The sequence below is a fragment of the Pedobacter sp. WC2423 genome (assembly GCF_040822065.1).
GTDB lineage: Bacteria > Bacteroidota > Bacteroidia > Sphingobacteriales > Sphingobacteriaceae > Pedobacter.
Window position 1 is genome coordinate 4164443 of the sequence record NZ_CP162005.1, and the last position, 19071, is coordinate 4183513.

Annotated in this window: 18 protein-coding genes; 8 read left to right on the forward strand and 10 right to left on the reverse strand. The window is 38.8% G+C overall.

Annotated elements, in window-relative coordinates; translation table 11 throughout:
• Positions 1-125 precede the first annotated feature (125 nt).
• Both AB3G38_RS17325 and AB3G38_RS17330 read left to right on the forward strand, forming a co-directional pair.
• Entirely contained in the window at positions 126-3311 is a 3186-nt protein-coding gene (locus AB3G38_RS17325; RefSeq protein ID WP_367865083.1) for a SusC/RagA family TonB-linked outer membrane protein, read from the forward strand.
• A gap of 13 nt (positions 3312-3324) precedes the next feature.
• Positions 3325-4812, forward strand: coding sequence for a RagB/SusD family nutrient uptake outer membrane protein (locus AB3G38_RS17330; RefSeq protein ID WP_367865084.1), 1488 nt, complete (start codon positions 3325-3327; stop codon positions 4810-4812).
• A 60-nt stretch (positions 4813-4872) separates the two neighbouring features.
• On the opposite strand, the gene AB3G38_RS17335 is transcribed toward AB3G38_RS17330, so the two are convergent.
• Positions 4873-6060: a hypothetical protein gene (locus tag AB3G38_RS17335; RefSeq protein ID WP_367865085.1), complete on the reverse strand. Its 1188-nt coding sequence runs from the start codon at positions 6058-6060 to the stop codon at positions 4873-4875.
• 98 nt (positions 6061-6158) lie between these two features.
• Here AB3G38_RS17335 and AB3G38_RS17340 point away from each other — a divergent pair, with 98 nt between their 5' ends.
• Together AB3G38_RS17340 and AB3G38_RS17345 are read left to right on the forward strand one after the other, a co-directional pair.
• Positions 6159-6722 carry a thiamine pyrophosphokinase gene (locus AB3G38_RS17340; RefSeq protein WP_367865086.1) on the forward strand — a complete coding sequence of 188 codons (564 nt, stop codon included), beginning with the start codon at positions 6159-6161 and terminating at the stop codon, positions 6720-6722.
• Positions 6719-7234: an N-acetyltransferase family protein gene (locus tag AB3G38_RS17345; protein ID WP_367865087.1), complete on the forward strand. Its 516-nt coding sequence runs from the start codon at positions 6719-6721 to the stop codon at positions 7232-7234. Before AB3G38_RS17340 ends, AB3G38_RS17345 begins: the two co-directional genes overlap by 4 nt.
• On the opposite strand, the gene AB3G38_RS17350 is transcribed toward AB3G38_RS17345, so the two are convergent.
• Both AB3G38_RS17350 and AB3G38_RS17355 read right to left on the reverse strand, forming a co-directional pair.
• Positions 7231-8547 carry a M20/M25/M40 family metallo-hydrolase gene (locus AB3G38_RS17350; protein ID WP_367865088.1) on the reverse strand — a complete coding sequence of 439 codons (1317 nt, stop codon included), beginning with the start codon at positions 8545-8547 and terminating at the stop codon, positions 7231-7233. The genes AB3G38_RS17345 and AB3G38_RS17350 overlap by 4 nt on opposite strands.
• A complete protein-coding gene (locus AB3G38_RS17355; RefSeq protein WP_367865089.1) occupies positions 8544-9629 on the reverse strand; it encodes a DUF4407 domain-containing protein in 1086 nt (361 codons plus the stop codon). Before AB3G38_RS17355 ends, AB3G38_RS17350 begins: the two co-directional genes overlap by 4 nt.
• A gap of 169 nt (positions 9630-9798) precedes the next feature.
• Here AB3G38_RS17355 and AB3G38_RS17360 point away from each other — a divergent pair, with 169 nt between their 5' ends.
• Both AB3G38_RS17360 and AB3G38_RS17365 read left to right on the forward strand, forming a co-directional pair.
• The gene (locus AB3G38_RS17360; protein ID WP_111632695.1) at positions 9799-10116 is read left to right on the forward strand and encodes a rhodanese-like domain-containing protein; all 318 of its coding nucleotides are present in this window, start codon (positions 9799-9801) and stop codon (positions 10114-10116) included.
• Positions 10117-10120: 4 nt separating this feature from the next.
• A complete protein-coding gene (locus AB3G38_RS17365; RefSeq protein ID WP_367865090.1) occupies positions 10121-10351 on the forward strand; it encodes a DUF6358 family protein in 231 nt (76 codons plus the stop codon).
• Here AB3G38_RS17365 and AB3G38_RS17370 read toward each other — a convergent pair.
• The gene (locus AB3G38_RS17370; protein WP_367865091.1) at positions 10332-11366 is read right to left on the reverse strand and encodes a dipeptide epimerase; all 1035 of its coding nucleotides are present in this window, start codon (positions 11364-11366) and stop codon (positions 10332-10334) included. The two genes, AB3G38_RS17365 and AB3G38_RS17370, sit on opposite strands and share 20 nt — an antisense overlap.
• A gap of 87 nt (positions 11367-11453) precedes the next feature.
• On the opposite strand from AB3G38_RS17370, the gene AB3G38_RS17375 reads away from it, so the two are divergent.
• A complete protein-coding gene (locus AB3G38_RS17375; protein WP_367865092.1) occupies positions 11454-12422 on the forward strand; it encodes a hypothetical protein in 969 nt (322 codons plus the stop codon).
• Here AB3G38_RS17375 and AB3G38_RS17380 read toward each other — a convergent pair.
• Genes AB3G38_RS17380 through AB3G38_RS17390 form a run of 3 tightly spaced genes read right to left on the reverse strand, consistent with a single transcriptional unit; the run spans position 12419 to position 15529 of the window.
• On the reverse strand, positions 12419-13045 hold the full coding sequence (locus AB3G38_RS17380) for a rhomboid family intramembrane serine protease (protein WP_367865093.1): 627 nt from the start codon (positions 13043-13045) through the stop codon (positions 12419-12421). The genes AB3G38_RS17375 and AB3G38_RS17380 overlap by 4 nt on opposite strands.
• 24 nt (positions 13046-13069) lie before the next feature.
• On the reverse strand, positions 13070-14782 hold the full coding sequence (locus AB3G38_RS17385; RefSeq protein ID WP_367865094.1) for a M14 family metallopeptidase: 1713 nt from the start codon (positions 14780-14782) through the stop codon (positions 13070-13072).
• A gap of 36 nt (positions 14783-14818) precedes the next feature.
• Entirely contained in the window at positions 14819-15529 is a 711-nt protein-coding gene (locus AB3G38_RS17390) for a hypothetical protein (RefSeq protein WP_367865095.1), read from the reverse strand.
• 127 nt (positions 15530-15656) lie between these two features.
• Here AB3G38_RS17390 and pepT point away from each other — a divergent pair, with 127 nt between their 5' ends.
• Entirely contained in the window at positions 15657-16913 is a 1257-nt protein-coding gene (gene pepT / locus AB3G38_RS17395; RefSeq protein ID WP_367865096.1) for a peptidase T, read from the forward strand.
• A 1-nt stretch (position 16914) separates the two neighbouring features.
• Here the strand turns inward: pepT and AB3G38_RS17400 are convergent, their stop codons facing one another.
• The 3 genes from AB3G38_RS17400 to AB3G38_RS17410 all read right to left on the reverse strand — a co-directional run bounded on the left by AB3G38_RS17400 (position 16915) and on the right by AB3G38_RS17410 (position 19066).
• Positions 16915-17925, reverse strand: a complete 1011-nt coding sequence (locus tag AB3G38_RS17400; RefSeq protein WP_367865097.1) for an LLM class flavin-dependent oxidoreductase — start codon at positions 17923-17925, stop codon at positions 16915-16917.
• Positions 17926-17999: 74 nt separating this feature from the next.
• The gene (locus tag AB3G38_RS17405; RefSeq protein WP_367865098.1) at positions 18000-18689 is read right to left on the reverse strand and encodes a class I SAM-dependent methyltransferase; all 690 of its coding nucleotides are present in this window, start codon (positions 18687-18689) and stop codon (positions 18000-18002) included.
• A 71-nt stretch (positions 18690-18760) separates the two neighbouring features.
• On the reverse strand, positions 18761-19066 hold the full coding sequence (locus tag AB3G38_RS17410) for a hypothetical protein (protein ID WP_367865099.1): 306 nt from the start codon (positions 19064-19066) through the stop codon (positions 18761-18763).
• Positions 19067-19071 lie beyond the last annotated feature (5 nt).

The following is a 19071-nucleotide window of genomic DNA, read 5'->3' on the forward strand; positions in this document are numbered from 1 at the left end:
TGATAAATAAAAACAGCATGCAAATAAGCTAAATGTATGTCTTTTTCCGCGAACAGTTCTTGTAGGTAGAATTTATTGTACATATTGTGCCCCAAATAACAATTAATTAACCTTACTTATTTTAAATGAAAAGAAAACTACTCAATTTTATTGTGCTGAGTTTGCTATGCATAAGTTCTGCATTTGCACAAAACACAACAATAAAAGGTAAAGTTACAGGAAAAGGAGATGGCCTTCCGATTCCAGGAGTATCTGTGAAAATTAAAGGAAAAACCACAGGTGCCCAGACAGATGGAAATGGTGCTTATGCAATAAGCCCGGTTACTCCAACAGACGTGATTGTATTTTCAGCAATCGGCTATGCTACAACAGAACAAACAGTTGGGTCAAAAGCGGTAATCAATGCTTTACTAAGCGAAGATGCGCAGTCACTAAGTGAAGTGGTTATTAATGTTGCCTATGGAACTTCAAAAAAAGAGGCAATTACTGGTTCAGTGGCACAAATCAGCAAAAAAGAACTTGAATTAAGACCGTTAACTAATGTTAACAGTGCTTTATCCGGGGCTTCTGCTGGTGTAATGTCAAGTGCTGGTAGTGGACAGCCAGGCGCTTCCGGATCTATTCGTATCCGTGGTTTTGGTTCGATTAACGCTTCAAACACACCATTATACGTAGTAGATGGTGCTCCATATGATGGAGACCTTTCGAACCTGAACGTGAATGATATTCAGGATATTTCAATCTTAAAAGATGCTTCTGCATCTGCTTTATATGGATCTCGTGCAGCAAACGGTGTTGTTATTGTAACTACTGTTAAAGGTAGAAAAGGTAACGATCAGTTAGGCGTAAACATTACTCAGGGTGTAAGTTCAAGAGGTGTTTCTGAATATGACAGAGTTAATGCTGCTCAATACTATCCTTTAGCATGGCAGGCTTATAAAAATAACCTGGTATACCCACAAAGTGGAAAAGGAATGCCGGATGCTGATGCAAGAGCAAAAGCTTCTTCATCGATTAAAGGTGCATTAGGATATAATCCTTTCAATGTTGCTGACGGTGCTGTTGTAGGCACTGATGGTTTACTTAATCCAAATGCAAAACTATTGTATGATGATTTTGATTGGGCAGAACCACTAAAACGTATTGGTAAAAGAACCGATGCGAATATTAACTACAGTGGAGCTTCTGAAAAAGCAGATTATATCATGTCATTAGGTTATCTTGATGATAAAGGATACATCCAGCGTTCAGATTACAACAGAATTACTGGTCGTGTAAGCGTGAATGCAAATCCATTAAAATGGTTTAAAACGGGCTTAAATGTTTCAGGAAACTTGAGTAAGTCTAATAGAGCAAGTGGTATGACCTTAAATTCTCAGGGAACTACTGGTGGAACAAGCTATAACAACGTATTCTATTTTGCACGTAACATTGGTCCGATTTATCCTGTATATATGCATGATGCTTCAGGAGCTTTACTGACTGATAGTAATGGTGATAAGATATTTGATCAGGGAGCACTTCGCCCTGCTGGTGCAAATGGTGGAAGACACGTGGTACAAGAGACTTTATTAAATCAGGATTTAACCAAAATTAACTCGTTGAGTGCAAGAACTTACGGAGAAATTACTTTCCTTAAAGATTTTAAATTCACTCAAAAACTGAATGTAGACGTCTCGAACTACAGTGCATATTCTTATGACAATAAATTGATTGGTGACGGGGCACCTGGCGGCAGGGCATCTAATACTGGTTCAAAAACAACGTCATTCACTTCAACTCAGGTTTTAAATTATAATAAGACTGTTGAGAAAAGTAATTTTGACGTCCTTCTGGGTCATGAAACTTACCAGTATCAATATAACTATTTTACAGGATCAAGAAACGGTCAGGTTTTAGACGGAAATACAGAGTTGATCAACTTTACGACTACAAGTGATTTAAACGCTTATAAAAACCTTTATAACCTGGAATCTTACTTCACAAGAGTAAATTATAGTTATGATGGTAAGTATTTCCTGAACGGATCATACAGACGTGATGGTTCTTCTAAATTCTCACCAGAATCAAGATGGGGTAATTTCTTCTCCGTAGGTGCTTCCTGGTTAATTACTGCTGAGAACTTTATGAAAAGTACACCTTGGGTAGATTACCTGAAATTGCGTACATCTTATGGTTCTGTTGGTAACGACAGGTTACTTGATGCGGATGGAAATGATATTTATTATAACTATAAGTCATATTACAACTTAAACTACAACAACAATAAGGAAGGTGGATTAGCTTTAAATACTTTAGCAACACCTAATTTGAAATGGGAAACTAACTATTCTACTGACATAGCATTAGAATACGGTTTATTCAAAAACAGGTTACGTGGTACTTTCGAAGTATTTGACAGAAGATCAGATAATTTATTATTTAATGTTCCACTTCCGGTTTCTAATGGTGTTCCAACCGTTGCAAGAAACATTGGAAGCATGTATAACAAAGGTATTGAGATTGAAATTGGCGGAGACATCATTAAAGGAAAAGCTTTCCAATGGGCTGCTAATATCAACTGGACTGCGGTTAAAAACAGAGTGACGAAATTACCGGAAGAAACACCAACTATCATTGATGGGACTACAAAATTAGAAGTTGGTCATTCAAGATATGATTTCTGGTTGAGAAAATGGAGAGGTGTAGATCCTTCGGATGGAGTTTCATTATATGTTAGAGATAAAAAGATTCCTGTTGGTAATCCTGCACAAAGCAGAACTATTGATGGTGTAGATTATACTACTAATCCTAATAATGCTGAATACGGTTATGCTGGTACAGCTATTCCTAAATTTGCAGGTAGTATTACCAATACATTTACTTACAAAGAATTCCAATTCTCTTTCATGGTGAACTATCAGGTTGGTGGTAAAGTTTATGATTCGGCATATGCAGGTTTAATGGCCTATAGCAGATATGGCGGTGCATTACATGTTGATGCATTAAATGCCTGGAAAAATCCAGGAGATGTTACTGATGTTCCGCGTTTAGATGTAGGTCAGTCTTCTTTCAATAATGCTGCTTCAGATCGCTGGTTAATTGATGCGTCTTACCTGGCTTTCAGATCGGCTACTCTTTCTTATAACTTGCCAAAAGCTTTAATTGCTAAAGCAGACCTTAAAAATGCAAGAGTATATGTTGGTGGAGAGAACTTATTCTTATTGTCTAAACGTAAAGGTTTAGATCCAAGTTATTCTTATAATGGAACTACGTCGGCTGGTTATTCACCAACACGTACAATTACATTGGGACTAAATGTTGCATTTTAATTAAATAGCAAAAATGAAAAATATAAAATATAAATTCCTTCCTTTTTTATTGATTGCATTGACCTTTGCATCATGTAAAAAGTCTTTTTTGGATACAAATCCAACAGACAAGGCGGATGATGCCACTGTATTTAAAACTACAGACAATGCAATGGCCGCTTTAAACGGTATTCACCGGATGTTGTACAGGCAGTTTGATGATGCCAACCAGGATCAGGGTGGAGAATCAGGTATGAAAATCAACCTGGATATGCTTGGAGAAGATCTGGTCATGACAACTGCTGGTAATGGCTGGTACAATAATACATACAAGTGGAATGACCACAGAAACGCTTCAAGCACAACGGACAAATATGCGTATAAGTTCTATTATACCATTATTGCAAATGCAAACCAGATCATTGCTAAAGTAAATGGAGTTGAAGGCGAACAGGCAACGAAAGATGCCATTATGGCCGAGGCATTAACTTACAGAGCATGGGCACATTTCCTATTGGTACAAATCTATTCGAAGCGTTATGATGCAGCTGGAAATAATACACAACCAGGTGTGCCTATCGTATTAGCTACTGATGTTACTGCAAAACCAAGAGGTACGGTTGAAGGTGTTTATACGCAAATCAATAAAGACATTGATGCGGCTATTGCTCTTTTTACTACAAGTTCAGCAAGAGCAAATAAATCTCACTTCGATTTAAGAGTGGCAAAAGGTATCAAAGCAAGAGTTGCTTTAACTCAGGGCTTGTGGACTGTTGCAGCTTCGAATGCTGCAGAAGCAAGAGCAGCAAGCAGTTTAATGACTAATGATGAATACAAAGGCGGGTTTAATAATAGTGCAAATCAAGAGTGGATCTGGGGAAGTAAACAAGTTGAAGATCAAACTTCTTATTTCTCTTCTTTTTTCGCTTATATGTCTGCGAATTATAACTCTTCTAACATCAGAACAAACCCTAAAGCGATTAACAAATTATTGTATGATAAAATCGCTGCAACTGACGTAAGAAAAACATTATGGGATCCGACAGGTGCGGATAAGACTTTCCCTGTTCCGCCAAGCGGAGTAAGAAAGCCATACATGAACAGAAAGTTTCTTGCCCCGGGCGCTACTAGTATTGGCGATGTGGCACATATGCGTGCTGGTGAAATGTACCTGATTGAAGCAGAAGCTTTGGCCAGAGCAGGACAAAATACTCTTGCACAAGCAGCATTGTATAAATTGGCTGTGAACAGAGATCCTAAATATGTATTGTCAACTAATACTGGTGAGGCTTTGATCAATGAGATCTTAATTCAGCGCCGCGCTGAGTTATGGGGTGAGGGATTCCGTTTTACGGATCTTAAACGTCTGAACTCTGCACTGGACAGAACTAATTCTAACCATACTAATGAGCTGGCACAAACCTTAGGTGAAGTTGCTGGTGATGCAAAATGGCAATGGTTGATCCCACAATCTGAAATCAACGCTAATCCGGCGATTGGTCCTGGTGGACAGAATCCATAATCATATTTAAAATTAATCAAGGGGCTATTCCAAAAGAATAGCCCCTTTTTTTGAGCAAATTTAATAGTGCGCTTTCAGGATTGCAGCAAGCTCCCGCAATGTTTTGTTTTTTGCAGAGACTTTTGCCGGTTCTGGTTTTCCCTGGCTGTACAGCTCCATGGTGTACGTCCCTTCAGTATCTCCGGGCTTATAGACAAAACCTTCTAATTTACCCTCATAAAGTTCGCAGTGGCCCATATAATTCTTTATTTCATTACGCCCCTGTAAAAACGCGATCATGTCTGCGGTTTCCAGCGGAGTGGTATCATATAAACTTAAAGATAACCGCTGTAACATCCGGCTGCTTTCCCGATCATGATCTTCAGGTTCTTGCTGCGGAGATCTGGCCTGCTCTATATACAGCTTATTATTTTTCTGAAAATAGGAATAAGGGCGTGTTTTATCGATCCTGGTACGATCTGAGAAGTTATAATAGCTATACTCTATTACCTTCCCTGATTTTTTTTCAGGAGCTATGGTTTCTATATTCCGGCCTTCCGGAGTAAAAGTTATCTTGATACTATTTCTTCCGAAATCTTCCAGCAGATAACCCTGTGCAATTGGACTCACTTTCAAAAGAATACCAGTATTCTCTGCAAAAATCAGCACTCTGAATAAAACTGTTTTCGTGTTTTTTACTGTACGGATAAGCTCCGCCATTGCACGTTGTTGTTTCATGTCAACAGGAATAATTTCTATTCCGCTGTCAATTTTGCCATTGATAAAGGTGTTTTTAGCATCCAGTTTCACATCAGAAAACTCTTGATGATCTTCTGCCAGGATCTTATTAAATAAATCATTATACCATTGCTGTACCAAAACACCCTGCTGATAATAATTATAAATCACCCATTCGGAACCTGCTCTTTTTTCTTTGAAAAAACCATTATAGGGTTTTCCGGCTTTAAGATCGCCGACCAGATACTCAGTATGGTTTGTATGACCAAAATAAGCGGTATTGACTCCCTGCTTAATCGCGTCCGGAATCTGGAAATTAACAGAGAGTTGTTTCACTAGCTGATGTTGTAAATTTTCACAGTCATAACAATTAACGCGTTCTCTGGATAAATCCTTGTTTTTAATACATTTAAACTCACCTTTTGTAGTCGTAATTTCATTTTTGCTGTTTAAATAGAGCGTTTCATCATCCACCTGTTGCGCGAAAGTAAGCAATGGTGTCATCAGCAATAAGAGTATTAATTTATACATAAGATATTTATAGTATAACAGTAAGCGGTGTTGAATGTTTCCCGTTATTTCTTCAAATAATCATTCAGCTTCTCAGTAATCATTAATACCTTAGCAACATGTCGTCGCACCATATAGTCAGAGAAAAACAGGAGCCAGCCTTATATATTCATAATCTGGGTAATTTTGAGGAAGAATATCTGGGACAAATCCTGGAATGGAGTCCTACCTTAATAGTCAACAGCGCTATTTATGAAAAAGTTCTCAGTCTGGGATTAAAAGTAGATGTGATTCTGAATGCTACCGGTGAGCTTGCTCCGCAGGAAAACACAAAGTCTATTATGGGGCCAGGTGATGAATATAATACGGTATTAAACTATCTGATTTCAGAGAAATATCCTGCGGTAAATATTATTGATGCTCAGAAATCACTATCAGACCTGACTTTTTATCTGCCTAAAATTAATATTGTTTTATTCACTGCAACAGACAAATCTTATGCGATTAAAACTGGATTTAGTGTCTGGAAGCCTGCGGGAAGTATATTTCTGATTCATGTGGTTTCTTATTTCGAAGCCACTAACCTGATGCAAAAAGACGAAAGAGAATTTGAAGTGGTGAAAGATGGTTTTGTGGAATTTACTTTCGCTACGGAATATTTGCTTTTAACAGAAAAAATATGATCACACTAAGAAAAGCGAAAGAAGAAGATCTGGCAATTATCCAGCATATAGGAACTTTTACCTATGGCCCTACTTATGGCCATATTCTCGATCAGGTACAAATAGATTACATGCTTGATCAATTTTACAGTATCGTTGCTTTAACGAAACAGCTGATGGAAGGGCATACTTTTTTAATTGCTCAGGATGGAGATCAGGATCTGGCTTTTGTATCTTATTCCACAACAGAACACAAAGAACATATTGTTGCCAAATTGCATAAATTATATGTTTTGCCTGAGGCACATGGAAAAGGTCTGGGTAAGCTTTTAATGAATGAAGTGAGGAATAAAGCTATGGAAGCCGGTGCGGATAGCCTGGAATTAAATGTAAACCGTTACAATAATGCAAAAGACTTCTACGAAAAGATAGGTTTTGTGGTTAAAGAAACCGTTGACATTGAAATTGGCAACGGTTTCTTTATGAATGATTATGTGATGGCACTGCCATTGACCCCAGTAAAACCTGCTTAATTAGTTAATTTAGGTATTCTGGTTGGTGTATCTGTTCCTTTTACGATTGTAATTGCACTTTTAGCAATTGCTTTGATCGTTAACAAGATGTTTTCAGTATCGAGCGTGCTATACTCATCTTTAACCGTATGATAAAGTTTATCAATATCTATCTGGTCAGTACTGATCGTATGAGCAGGTACACCTAATGCGGCAAGCGTAGCATTATCGCTTCTGTAAAACAGGTTCTGCTGTAAATAAGGATCCGGATGGAAAGTAAATGCTGATCCTTCCAGGTTCTTTTGCAAGATCTTTCCAAAATCAGATTTATCATAGCCAGTGATGAAGGCCGTATTTTTACCAAACTTACTTTCTTTACCGATCATCTCAATGTTAAACATCGCAACAACTTCATCAGGGTTCAATTGCTCAGAGAAATACTTTGCACCAAAGCCGCCAATTTCTTCTGCTGTAAAAGCAACAAAAATAAGGGTTCGCTCATTGTTGTTCAGTTTCTTATAGTATTTGGCAAGAGCAATCATCGCAGTAGTACCAGAAGCATCATCATCTGCGCCATTTGCAATACTGTCCTGATCTGCCGAATGAATAATGCCCAGGTGATCATAATGACCCGAAAATATAACTAATTCTTTAGCTTTTGATTTTCCGGGAATGATTCCGGCAACATTAAATAAAGGTAATTTGTTAGCCTTGTTTTTTAAGGATACTGTAAAGTTCTTTACCGTAGTGTCAGCAGATAATACCAGGACTAAAGCAAATTTGTTAAGCTCATGCATCATCTTCTCGTCTACAACGGCTGCTTTTGAGATATAAGCTTTTAACTCCTTAAATTCTTTGGTGAATTTCGGATCTACCAGAACGAGTTTTGTTTTTTTATTACGGACCAGAAGTCTGTACTGCTCTCTGAAGGTTTTTGAGGAATCAAGTCTGGCCCATCCGTCTCCACCGGTATTATCAAAATCCAGGCTTTCGCTTGTATTTCCCCAAACCGCAAAATCAGCAGGCGCAATCACTTTCCCGTCAACGGATACCTGACCTGAAACCGGTTTAAGCTCATACTTATAAAAAGTTTGTCTGTAACCAGTTGCTCCTTTTAGCGGCTGCAATCCTATTTTTTTAAATTCACCCTCAATAAAAGTTGCCGCCTTATCAATTCCGGGGCTGAAGGTTGCTCTGCCCTGCATGTCATCACTACTCAGGGTTTTGATCAGGTTGTCTACATAATCTTTAGTAATAATTTTATCAATGTCCTGTGCTGATGCCGTTCGGGCGATAAAAAGTAAAATCAATGGGTAATAAAAGTATTTCATCATAATTTAGTTAATAGTTCTTTTTCTCTTGCAATAGTTGTCGCTACCCTGGTATCATGTACACCATCGGTAACTTCGATTTCAAAGTCTTTGTCCTTTTCAGAAGTATGGATCTGGCTGATCTCCAGATTTTCTACAGACCTGTCATACGGGCCTCTGGAACTCATCATTTTTACAAATACCGGCAGGCATTCAAAAAAGATAAATAACAAGCCGATAAAAGTGACCGCTAAGGCAGTTGTAGTATCTTTTGTACCATCTGTATTAAAACTCAACTGGCCTAATGCCCAGTTACGATCAGCAAAACCGGCAATACTGGTTAGACTGTCTAACTGCTTGCCTGTGTAAAGCCGCTCCGATAATAAGCCATCAAACTGCTTTCTGCCGTCTACAAAACGCTCCATCCTCCTCACATCCGAGTTCAGGGAATCCAGGTTTTGCTGCCGCTGTTTGAGTTCTTCCTCTTTTCGCTTCGCATAAGGGCCGTAGCCCATCACACCTGATGTTTCGGTAGTTTTGGTTCCAAAGACTTCAAAGTTAAGTTTTTGCCGGTCAGATTTGATACCATTTTCCAAAGAGTCTCTTTGTGTTTTGGATTCGTTCAGTTTGTTAAGCTCAATGGTATATTTATTGGTGAATGCTTTATTCAAGGTATCAATTTTTGAACGCTGGTTGTTCAGGTAACTTACTTTAAGCCGCTCTTTAATCTCTTTGTCAAAGATTTTAAGCTCCAGGGGACGGGAGATGACCATGCCGATCATAATAGCCAGTAATATACGTGGTGTAGCCTGAAAAATCTGCTTGGTAGCAGAAGAATTCTTGTTGATACTGGATACGATATAGCGATCCATGTTAAAAATAGCAAGGCCCCAGAGGATGCCGAAAAATAGGGCGAAAAGCACAGCGGCAGTGTCGCCTTTAAAAACAAAGTACATCGCATATCCACCAGATAAAGCGGCGAATAATCCAGTGAAAAAGATAGTTGCGCCGATACCGACATATTTATTATGTTCAGTAGGGTGCTTCTCTAATGTAGGCTGGTGTATACCAGAGCAAAACCAAAAGAAACGTGACAGAGCATCCATAGTAACAAAGTTAAGAAAGAATACTATTAAACGCCCGGCATTGTTAGTTGTTACAAGCCAGGAGTTAAAACCATAAATTTTGACTTGCATTTAGCAGATAAGTTATTGATAAACTTTATATTTGACCCATATTCATGGATCATAAAACATCCATTTAAAAGCTTTGAAGATGAAAGAAATTAGCGTAGAAGAATTAAAACAAAAAATAGATAACAAGGAAGATTTTCAACTGATTGATGTAAGAGAAACTTTCGAATACGATACTTCAAACCTGAACGGAGAGAATATTCCTTTGGGCGGGATTTTGATTGAAGTAGAGAAAATTGCCACCGATAAACCGGTAATTATGCAATGCAGAAGTGGTAAACGCAGCGCAGCAGCAGTAATGCAATTGGAGCAGCTGCATGGTTTTACAAACCTTTACAATTTAAAAGGCGGTATCCTGGCATGGCAGGCTGCATTTGATCCTGGAATGCCAGTTTACTAATAAGATGAAGAAACAAATCGCATTAAATACGTTTTATACCCTGGGTATTGTAATTTCTGTAATCGGCCTTAAATGGGCTTTCCAGAATGCAAATTATCCGGTTGTTGGCTTGTTAATCGCCACAGGTTTATTTTTCATTTACCTGAAGATTAAGATTGTCAAAGAAGTAAGAGCTGGTATCAAAGAAAAACAAAATATCGTAAATAATTCTTCTGTTAAGGAAGAAACAAACTAGGAGAAAGACCTTTCAGCCCTAAACCTGGAAGGTCTTTTAAAATATACCTGCCTTCTTGCAGGACGGGTGGTTCAAATGGATTATTTTTAGTGAGAAAGGGGCCATCCAGGTCTACCCAGTCACATAATGGCGCTAAAGCCAGTCCAGCTTGTGTAGCTATAGAAGTCTCGCTCATACAGCCGATCATGACCTTCATCCCATAGGAACGGGCTTTTAAAATCATCTGGTGAGCTTCATACATTCCACCGCTTTTCATCAGTTTAACGTTTATGCCATGGTAGGCTCCCTTAATGTGGTCAATATCACTTAATCTTTGCACAGCTTCATCAGCGAGGATTGGAATTGGACTGCGACCCGTTAACCATGCATTTCCTTCTATATTTGCCTTGTTCATAGGCTGTTCAATTAATACGGCACCCTGATCATGTAACCAGTAAATCAGGTCTATGGCCATTTTACGGTCTGTCCAGCCTTGATTGGCGTCTATATATAGCGGTAAATTGCTTACGCTTCTGATCGCATGGATCAGTTCTTTATCATGGCCCGATCCTAATTTGACTTTGAGCACTTTAAATCCTTTTGCATCAGCAACTTTTTCTTTAATTAATTCTGGTGCAGCAATACCTATCGTATAAGAAGTAACAGGCATTTTTGCCGGATCAGCATGGTAGATTTCAAAACATGGCTTTTGCAGGATCTTTCCATTGATGTCGTTCAGTGCAATATCAATAGCAGCTTTTATAGCTGGATTGCCAGCATCAATGTTGTTTAAATAGGCTGTAAACTCTCCGAAGTTAAAAGGTTGCTTAAAATGTGTCCAGTCTACTTTTTGCAGGAACGCTTCTGCTGAATGATAACTTTCGCCCAAATAAGGAACCATAGAGGCCTCACCATAACCGTCAACATTTTCATAAGTAAGCTTTAATAGTAATAAAGGGGTACTTGTTCTCGTGAATCCGGCAATTGCGAAAGGATGTTTAAGTTCCAGGTTAAAAGAAATATGAACTGCTTGCATGTGTTTTAAAAGCTTTTGGTAATATCAAAGTTAAAAAATGGGCGCCTCACCGAATGTAAAAATAATATCCCTAATATTGCGCTTAATATGACTAACACAATCTATCAGCCATTTAAAAACTTCGACTTTAAATTCAAAAACTGCTTTTTGAGCGGAGATACTTTTGATGCACCTGTGATACAGACTAATGTATTACCTGCGTGGTTATTGGAAGTAGCGAATTTTAGCGGTGATGAACAGATTAAATTGTTAGATGAGTCTATCAGGTCATATAATACGTTGAAAGTACCAGTAAGTGAAGAGGTATTACTCCATTTTATCGGGCCGCTGGAAGATAAAATAGCTGCAGCATTTGCCGAAGGGTTCGCCGGAGTTTCAAAGCTGGAAGAAATAGACTTGTTTAAATGGATTGGTAAATTTCTTTACAGTCTGATCTATATCGAGATGAATGCTGCGGTTAATTTACAGCAATTAAGCGATGACGGATTAAATATGTCGCAAGGACTGATGCACAAATTCGGCAATTTGCAGACCATGATCCAGGGTATTTACCGCAGTGTGGTGCTGGAAGATTTTACGCCATGGTCTTTTGTGATTGTACCGCTGGAGCAGGATGATATTCCTTTCAGTTTCAGGGATGAGATCAATACGCTTACTTTCTCTTTAAAACTTAAAGATTTTGGTATCATTGCCTGTTTGCAGGATAACGGAACCAATAAAAGATATCACCAGGAAATCCTGGATCAGATTGCAGGACAGCGCTTAACAGATCAGCAATTTGAAGAATTGTGTGCAAGGTTCTTTTACTCTGCCTATCTGTTCAACCGTTTACCGGAATATACGATTATGCCTGTGGAAGGGGCAATCTATATTGATGCAATGCCTTTAAGAGGAACAACCAACAAACCTCTGTTTGACGTTTGGCAGCATAAAATTTATGCGCAGGTTTTAGAGACTGTCTGGAAACCCTGGGGAAATCTGCTGATGGAAATCAGAAAAGACCCTATGGCACCTACGAGCTACTTCAACCCGCCTTCTTTGCCAGCTACGGATTAACCTCCGAAACGGGCAGTAATTGTTTCAATAAAATGAGGGACAATGCCTGGCACAACTAATATCGTAATGATGATACCAGTAATTGCGCCGAATAAATGCGCATCATGATTAATATGATCTCTGGAACTTTTTGACATATAATAAGAGTAAACTAAATATAATACACCAAATAATGCCGCCCAGATAGGTACTGGTAATGGAAATATCATTAAAGTATTTAGTGGATAGAACAGTATATAACTGAATAATACTGCTGAAATTGCTCCGGATGCGCCCAGGCTATGGTAATGATAATCATCTTTATGTTTGATCACTGAAGGAATATCACTTAAAATCAAACCAATAAAATAGATCAGGCCAAACCTCAGACTTCCTACCGTAGCTTCCAATGAGAAAGCGAAAAAATAGAAAGTAAACATGTTAAATGCCAGGTGCATCCAGCTTCCGTGTATCAGGCCGCTGGTTAAAAGCGTGTAAACATTGCTTCTGCGGTACACACTGTAAGGATGAAGCATAAACTTTCCATACAGAGAACTGTCATTAAAAGCATATATACTCGTTACCAGCGTAAAAATGAAAATCAGAGAAGCGACGGGGGTGTTGATCAGATATTCTTGTATCATATAGTATTCGTATCGGATTTTAAATTATTGCAATCTAGCAATTGGATAGCGTAAATATGTTTTTTCATAGTAATTTGAATTTTGGTATACAAATTCAAGCTGCGCTGAAGGATTCTGTGCAAATGTACTATCTTTTATTTTCTTTTGATTCAGCCTGGCTTTAAGCTCAGGATTATCTTTTAACAGTTCCGCAGCTGTATCTTCAAAAACATAAGCAGAGTAATGTTCTTTCTGATCCAGTATAGAGTCGAAGAAGTTCCAGTTAAAGAAAGAATCAGTGGCCTCTGGTTCCAGCGTCTCCATGATATACCTGTTTTGCGGCTGATTCACATAAACCAGGTAATCTCCTTTGTAGAACTTTAAGTTTTGTTTCTTTGTACTCACCTGAACGTTATTGTGAATATAATGTCCCTCATAAGGTCTTGATGCTGTTTTATAATCTTCGATATAATAAACATCCACTGCCAGTTCCTGATCTTCCCTGAGCTCCTGTACCTTCACTCCGTTCAGCTTCAGCAAGCCAATTACTTTGTCCCATGCCTTTGGAATCACGTATGCTGCTGGTTTTGCTACAGTAAACTGCGGTTCAAACTTATTCCAGTATTTGATCTTTTTTGTATAAGGATCGTTCCGGTCATAATAAAGCCTGTCAGCCCCACTCACTGCACTGGGTTTATATTTTGCAGCGAAACCTTTAAAAGTAATCAGCTCATAGGTAGTTTCATTGAGTTTCCAGCTCAAAGGGAATTCGTTTTGTACAGCAGCGGCTTCATCTGCTTTACGCTTGTTCTCACCGATAATTTTTGCATCCCTGCTCACCAGGGCAACATAAGTCTGAAGCAATTGATAAGTGGATTCTACCCTTTTCTGATAAGTCTTTAACATATGTGTTTCTGGCATAAAGCCAATGGTATTATGTAAGGCTGCATAACCAGTTGAGTAACGTGGAGTCTCCAGAAAGCCAATAATTCCGGCATCTGGTGTATTTTCTATCGAGTTAATATAAGGAATGAGTTCATATCCTTTTTTCTTCATTCCTGCATACAAAGCAGGAACCATAGTTTTGGTCAGGTACTCTGATAAAATAGGATTTAACTTGTCTTTTTGTGTCGGGATAAGTGTCATCGTATATTGATAATCAGCGCCGTTACTAGTATGTGTATCTACAAAGATCTCCGGCTGCCAGGTATTGAATATTTCCTGAAAGGCGGCAGAATTCCTGGAGTCCGTTTTAATGAAATCTCTGTTCAGATCATAATTTTTACTGTTTCCTCTGAACCCATAAGCTTCAGGGCCATTTTGATTTGCTCTGGAAGTACTGCTGCGGTTAAATGAGCCGTCTATGTTGTAAATTGGAATGATACAGACCACAACGTTGTCAGGCAGATGATTATCTTTTAATAAGTCTCTTGCCAGCAGCATTGATGCGTCTATACCTTCAGGTTCACCAGGATGAATCCCGTTATTAATTAATAATATTCTTTGATTATTCTTTTTGAGTTCGGCAGGATCAAAGACTTTATGCTTTGACAAGACCAGAAGATGAAGCGGTTTCCCAAAATCAGTCATTCCATAAGAAAGGAGTTTTGCCTGCGGAAATACTTCAGCCAGCTGTTTATAATAAGCGATAGCCTGCTCATAAGTAGCCGTTTGATTTTTATTACCAAGCTCGTAAGGCGTTTGCTGTGCAAATGTTTCCATCGTTAACAGAATTAAAGACAGTAAAAGATATTTCATTGATACATATTTATAAATTACTCTGCATTTCTCAGACTAAAAGCGTCTGAATGTATTCTTATACAATCCCATTTTTCCGAAACTGTATTTGAATCCAATAGTATAAAAATTATAGATATCGGGTTTCCCGGATTTATGGGTTACGGATGAATTATCATACCCATCAAGTCCTTCTCCCAGGGTCACATTACTTTGGCAATTAATATTCAGCGTGTACCTGTAAAATCCCTCCTGGTCCGGGAAAAACAAATTAATACCCAGGTTCAGTGGAAAGTAAATGTCTTTAGAACCATCCTGTCCAGGGTATGGATGGTCAGGGTTTTTTACATTTATACGTCTGATCCCTGTCATCTTATTTTGTATAATTCCCAATCCGCTGCCAAAATACAGGCCTTTAAGTTTGCCAGAGAAGCTATTATAGTCAAAATCTATAAATTGTCCTAAAGATATTTTTCCATTGACAGACATTGCCTGGTAACCATTGATGAACTGTCTGTCATCGGGAGTCGCATTGACATCTCCTCCGTTGATTTCTCCTTTTTGAAGTTCAAGGCCGAGGCTCAGGTAAGGAGTGAATAAATAATCCAGCGTAGCATATCCGGCCAGTCCGAAGTCATGTTTTTTAAGATCTGTGAAAGATTGGGTAATACCAGCACCAGCACCAACAGCAAACTTGTAAAAATTTGATTGTGCAAAAGATGAAAACGCTAATGCCGAAAATAAGGTTGAAATAAGTATCCTTTTCAAATTATGCTGATTGTTTATAGATAAATATCATCTTTGGTTATCTTTAGCCTTTCAAGAAGCTGTTTGAATATATTTAAAACAACTTCTGAATTTACTGACTAAGAAGGCCTTTAATTTTTTTAAAATTATGCTAAAATATCATAACGCAGGTAATTCTTTACAAAATAGATTTACTGAATACGTAAAAATAGATACACAGTCTGATCCTGAGTCTGCAAGCATTCCTTCCACCGAAAAACAGAAGAACCTGGGTAAAGTCCTGGTTGCTCAATTGCTGGAACTGGGAATAACAGATGCGCACCTGGACGAATACGGTTATGTGTATGCGACTATTCCTTCCAATACGACAAAAGACGTTCCTGTAATTTGTTTCTGTTCGCATATGGATACTTCTCCGGACTGTAGCGGTTATGGCGTGAAACCGATAATTCATACCAACTACCAGGGGCAGGATCTTGTTCTTCCTGATGACCATTCAGTGGTTTTGAGAATGAGCGAACATAAAGATCTCAAAGATCAGATCGGAAACGATATCATCACTGCGAGTGGTACTACCTTGTTAGGAGCAGATAACAAAGCTGGTTTAGCAGAAATTATGGAAGCTGCTGCTTTTTTGATGCAGCATCCTGAACATAAACATGGTAAAATAAGGATTCTTTTTACGCCCGATGAAGAAATTGGAAGAGGTGTGGATAAAGCAGACCTGGAGAAATTAGGTGCGGATTTCGCTTATACGATAGATGGGGAAACCTGTGGTTCTATTGAAGATGAGACTTTTTCTGCTGATGGAGCAGTTTTAACTATACATGGTATTAGCTCTCACCCGGGTTTTGCAAGAGGTAAGATGGAAAGTGCGATCAAGATTCTGAGTGATATTATCAGTGCTTTACCCAAAGATACCTTAACGCCAGAAGCTACTTCGAAAAAAGAAGGATTTTTACACCCGGTTACCATGCAAGGAAATGTAGAACAGGCAGAAGCACATTTTATTATCCGTGATTTTGATGATGCTTTATTAGCTGAACATGGCCGTACTCTGGAAACTATGGTTAAGCAGGTTATCGCTGCTTATCCTAATGCTACTTACGAGCTTAAGATTAAGGAACAATACCGCAATATGAAAAAAGTACTGGATCAGCATCCACAAGTACTGGAATATGGCGTTCTGGCTATTGAACGTGCAGGTATTCCGGTTAAAAGACAAAGTATCAGAGGTGGCACAGATGGTTCAAGACTATCACTGATGGGCTTACCTTGTCCTAACGTTTTTGCAGGAGAACATGCTTTCCATGGCAAGCAGGAATGGGCTTCCGTACAAGACATGGAAAAAGCAGTGGAAACTATTATTAATATTGCGTTGATCTGGGAAGAAAAGAGCAACTAAACTATTTCAGGTACATTGCTGCTAAAAGCTCATAAGAGCGGATGCGTTCTTCGAAACCTTCGGTGATCGTTACAGCCATCAGCTCATTTATTTTGTAGTCATTCAGCAATGTATCTATTTTCTCTTTCAATACATCTGGTGTTCCGATTAACACTCGTTGTCTGTTATGGTTTATTCTTTCCTGTTCAGCAGCGTTATAAGTCACGTGTTTAATGTCGTTGTAGGCAATTGGATATAATCTGCCTCCTTTTTCAAGTTGCAGATATCTGTAGTCCATTACGGCCTGCTGACGGAAGATAATTTCTTCACTTTCTGAGCAAAAAACACCTATTCCTACATTCACTTCAGGTTCTGCCTTATCAATCGATGGCTGAAAGCGGTCACGATAAATCTGAACAGCTTCAGGGCCGCCTAAAGGATTAATAAAATGGGCAAAAGACATTCCCATGCCGAAATGGGCTGCAAATAAACCACTCTGGCCACTCGAACTTAATAACCACATCGGTGGTACGGTTGCTGCTTGTGGAATAGCGATAATCTTTTCCTGTATAGTGCCAGGTTCTCCGGAATCATGCAGGTAGTTTCGCAGGTCATTCAGCTGCTCTAAAAAGTCCTGCTCTCTCCATTGATTAGATGGATTAAGTACGCTGGCCGTAATCCGGTCTGTACCTGGAGCTCTGCCCAGTCCAAGATCAATCCTTCCCGGAAAAAGTACTTCGAGCATACGAAAGTTCTCTGCCACCTTTAAGGCGCTATGGTTAGGGAGCATAACTCCTCCTGATCCTAATTTTATATTTTTAGTCTGGCCGGCCAGGTGTGCAATCAGAATTTCGGGGGTTGAGCCGGCCAGTGCAGTTGTATTGTGATGCTCAGAAACCCAGAAACGGGTATAACCGAGATTGTCCGCTATTTTCGCAAGCTCAACAGTTTCCTGTATGGCTTGTTGTGCAGAAACACCTTTTCTAACCGGTGACTGGTCAAGAACGCTTAATTGAATGGAAGAATTGCTCATATTGACAAATTGTATTACAAAAATACAATGTCTGTTTCTGGCAAATGAGTTTCTTGATTATTGTGACTTCCAGATTATTGAGTGACCCTCATTTCTGCAAGATACTGATCCTGGCCGTCATCAAATAACAAATGACATTCCCATCCGCATTCTTTAGCGATTTGTTTCAGGAGCTGTGGATCAAGATACAGCCAGTTGAACCATTCTCCTTTTTGAGCTTTATATTCGTACTGATAAGCGATCTCACCATGATATTTACCGGCAGGTTTCTCCATATCTTCATATAAATAAGAGATGTCCGAAGTATCAAATAATAATTGTCCGTCTTCGTTTAATAAGGATTTTGCATGATTAAGAAATGTTTTGAAGCCGTCAATGGTACCTGTCAGTCCGATTCCATTCATCAGGAATAATAAAGTATTGAACTTCTCTCCCTGGTAACTGAAAACATCTCCCTCAACAGCATTCTTTACGCCTCTGGTTTTCATAATTTCTACGGCGATAGGTGAAATGTCCAATGCGATCACATCAAAGCCCCGTGCCTGCAGAATAAGCGCATGACTGCCGGCTCCTCCGCCAACATCAAGTACCCTGCCTTCACAGAGATCCATTGCTTCGAGTTCTATATCCGGCATTTCTTCTTCTGTACGAAAAAAGATGTCTACAGGCATCTCTTCCGGTTCATCATAAGAATTATGCAGCAATAGTGTTGCTGCGGTACCATTTATAAACTGATCTTGTAAAGCATTTCCGAAAACGTCCATCGGAACAAAGGTATTAAATTATTTTTTTGAAGCTCAGGGATAAGAAAGGCTCTCTTTGCAGGTAAGTAGGATTAATCCGCAAAAAATTCAATATCATAATTGTTATGGATGAAATAGGTTAACAGCCCTCTGAATTCCAGGATGTCTGTGGTCTTTGCTTTGTCCTGATTTAAATTTGTCTTTTTGACATAATCATCTATAATTTTAATCATTGTTTGCTGACCTCCTACCGTCAGCCTGGTATCGTCATATTGGTTAATCGAAATACCTGTCCAATGCTTATATGCTGTAAATATATCGTTCAGATTTTTGAATTTAATATCATCAATTCCGAATAAATGATCGTGATTGTCGAGCCTGTGAATGTCTAATGCCATAAAAG

Bases quoted from the DNA above. Each gene is read 5' to 3' on its own strand.
- AB3G38_RS17325 (WP_367865083.1), top strand. From the start codon at position 126: ATGAAAAGAAAACTACTCAATTTTATTGTGCTGAGTTTGCTATGCATA.
- AB3G38_RS17330 (WP_367865084.1), top strand. From the start codon at position 3,325: ATGAAAAATATAAAATATAAATTCCTTCCTTTTTTATTGATTGCATTG.
- AB3G38_RS17335 (WP_367865085.1), bottom strand. From the start codon at position 6,060: ATGTATAAATTAATACTCTTATTGCTGATGACACCATTGCTTACTTTC.
- AB3G38_RS17340 (WP_367865086.1), top strand. From the start codon at position 6,159: ATGTCGTCGCACCATATAGTCAGAGAAAAACAGGAGCCAGCCTTATAT.
- AB3G38_RS17345 (WP_367865087.1), top strand. From the start codon at position 6,719: ATGATCACACTAAGAAAAGCGAAAGAAGAAGATCTGGCAATTATCCAG.
- AB3G38_RS17350 (WP_367865088.1), bottom strand. From the start codon at position 8,547: ATGATGAAATACTTTTATTACCCATTGATTTTACTTTTTATCGCCCGA.
- AB3G38_RS17355 (WP_367865089.1), bottom strand. From the start codon at position 9,629: ATGGATGCTCTGTCACGTTTCTTTTGGTTTTGCTCTGGTATACACCAG.
- AB3G38_RS17360 (WP_111632695.1), top strand. From the start codon at position 9,799: ATGAAAGAAATTAGCGTAGAAGAATTAAAACAAAAAATAGATAACAAG.
- AB3G38_RS17365 (WP_367865090.1), top strand. From the start codon at position 10,121: ATGAAGAAACAAATCGCATTAAATACGTTTTATACCCTGGGTATTGTA.
- AB3G38_RS17370 (WP_367865091.1), bottom strand. From the start codon at position 11,366: ATGCAAGCAGTTCATATTTCTTTTAACCTGGAACTTAAACATCCTTTC.
- AB3G38_RS17375 (WP_367865092.1), top strand. From the start codon at position 11,454: ATGACTAACACAATCTATCAGCCATTTAAAAACTTCGACTTTAAATTC.
- AB3G38_RS17380 (WP_367865093.1), bottom strand. From the start codon at position 13,045: ATGATACAAGAATATCTGATCAACACCCCCGTCGCTTCTCTGATTTTC.
- AB3G38_RS17385 (WP_367865094.1), bottom strand. From the start codon at position 14,782: ATGAAATATCTTTTACTGTCTTTAATTCTGTTAACGATGGAAACATTT.
- pepT (WP_367865096.1), top strand. From the start codon at position 15,657: ATGCTAAAATATCATAACGCAGGTAATTCTTTACAAAATAGATTTACT.
- AB3G38_RS17400 (WP_367865097.1), bottom strand. From the start codon at position 17,925: ATGAGCAATTCTTCCATTCAATTAAGCGTTCTTGACCAGTCACCGGTT.
- AB3G38_RS17405 (WP_367865098.1), bottom strand. From the start codon at position 18,689: ATGGACGTTTTCGGAAATGCTTTACAAGATCAGTTTATAAATGGTACC.
- AB3G38_RS17410 (WP_367865099.1), bottom strand. From the start codon at position 19,066: ATGGCATTAGACATTCACAGGCTCGACAATCACGATCATTTATTCGGA.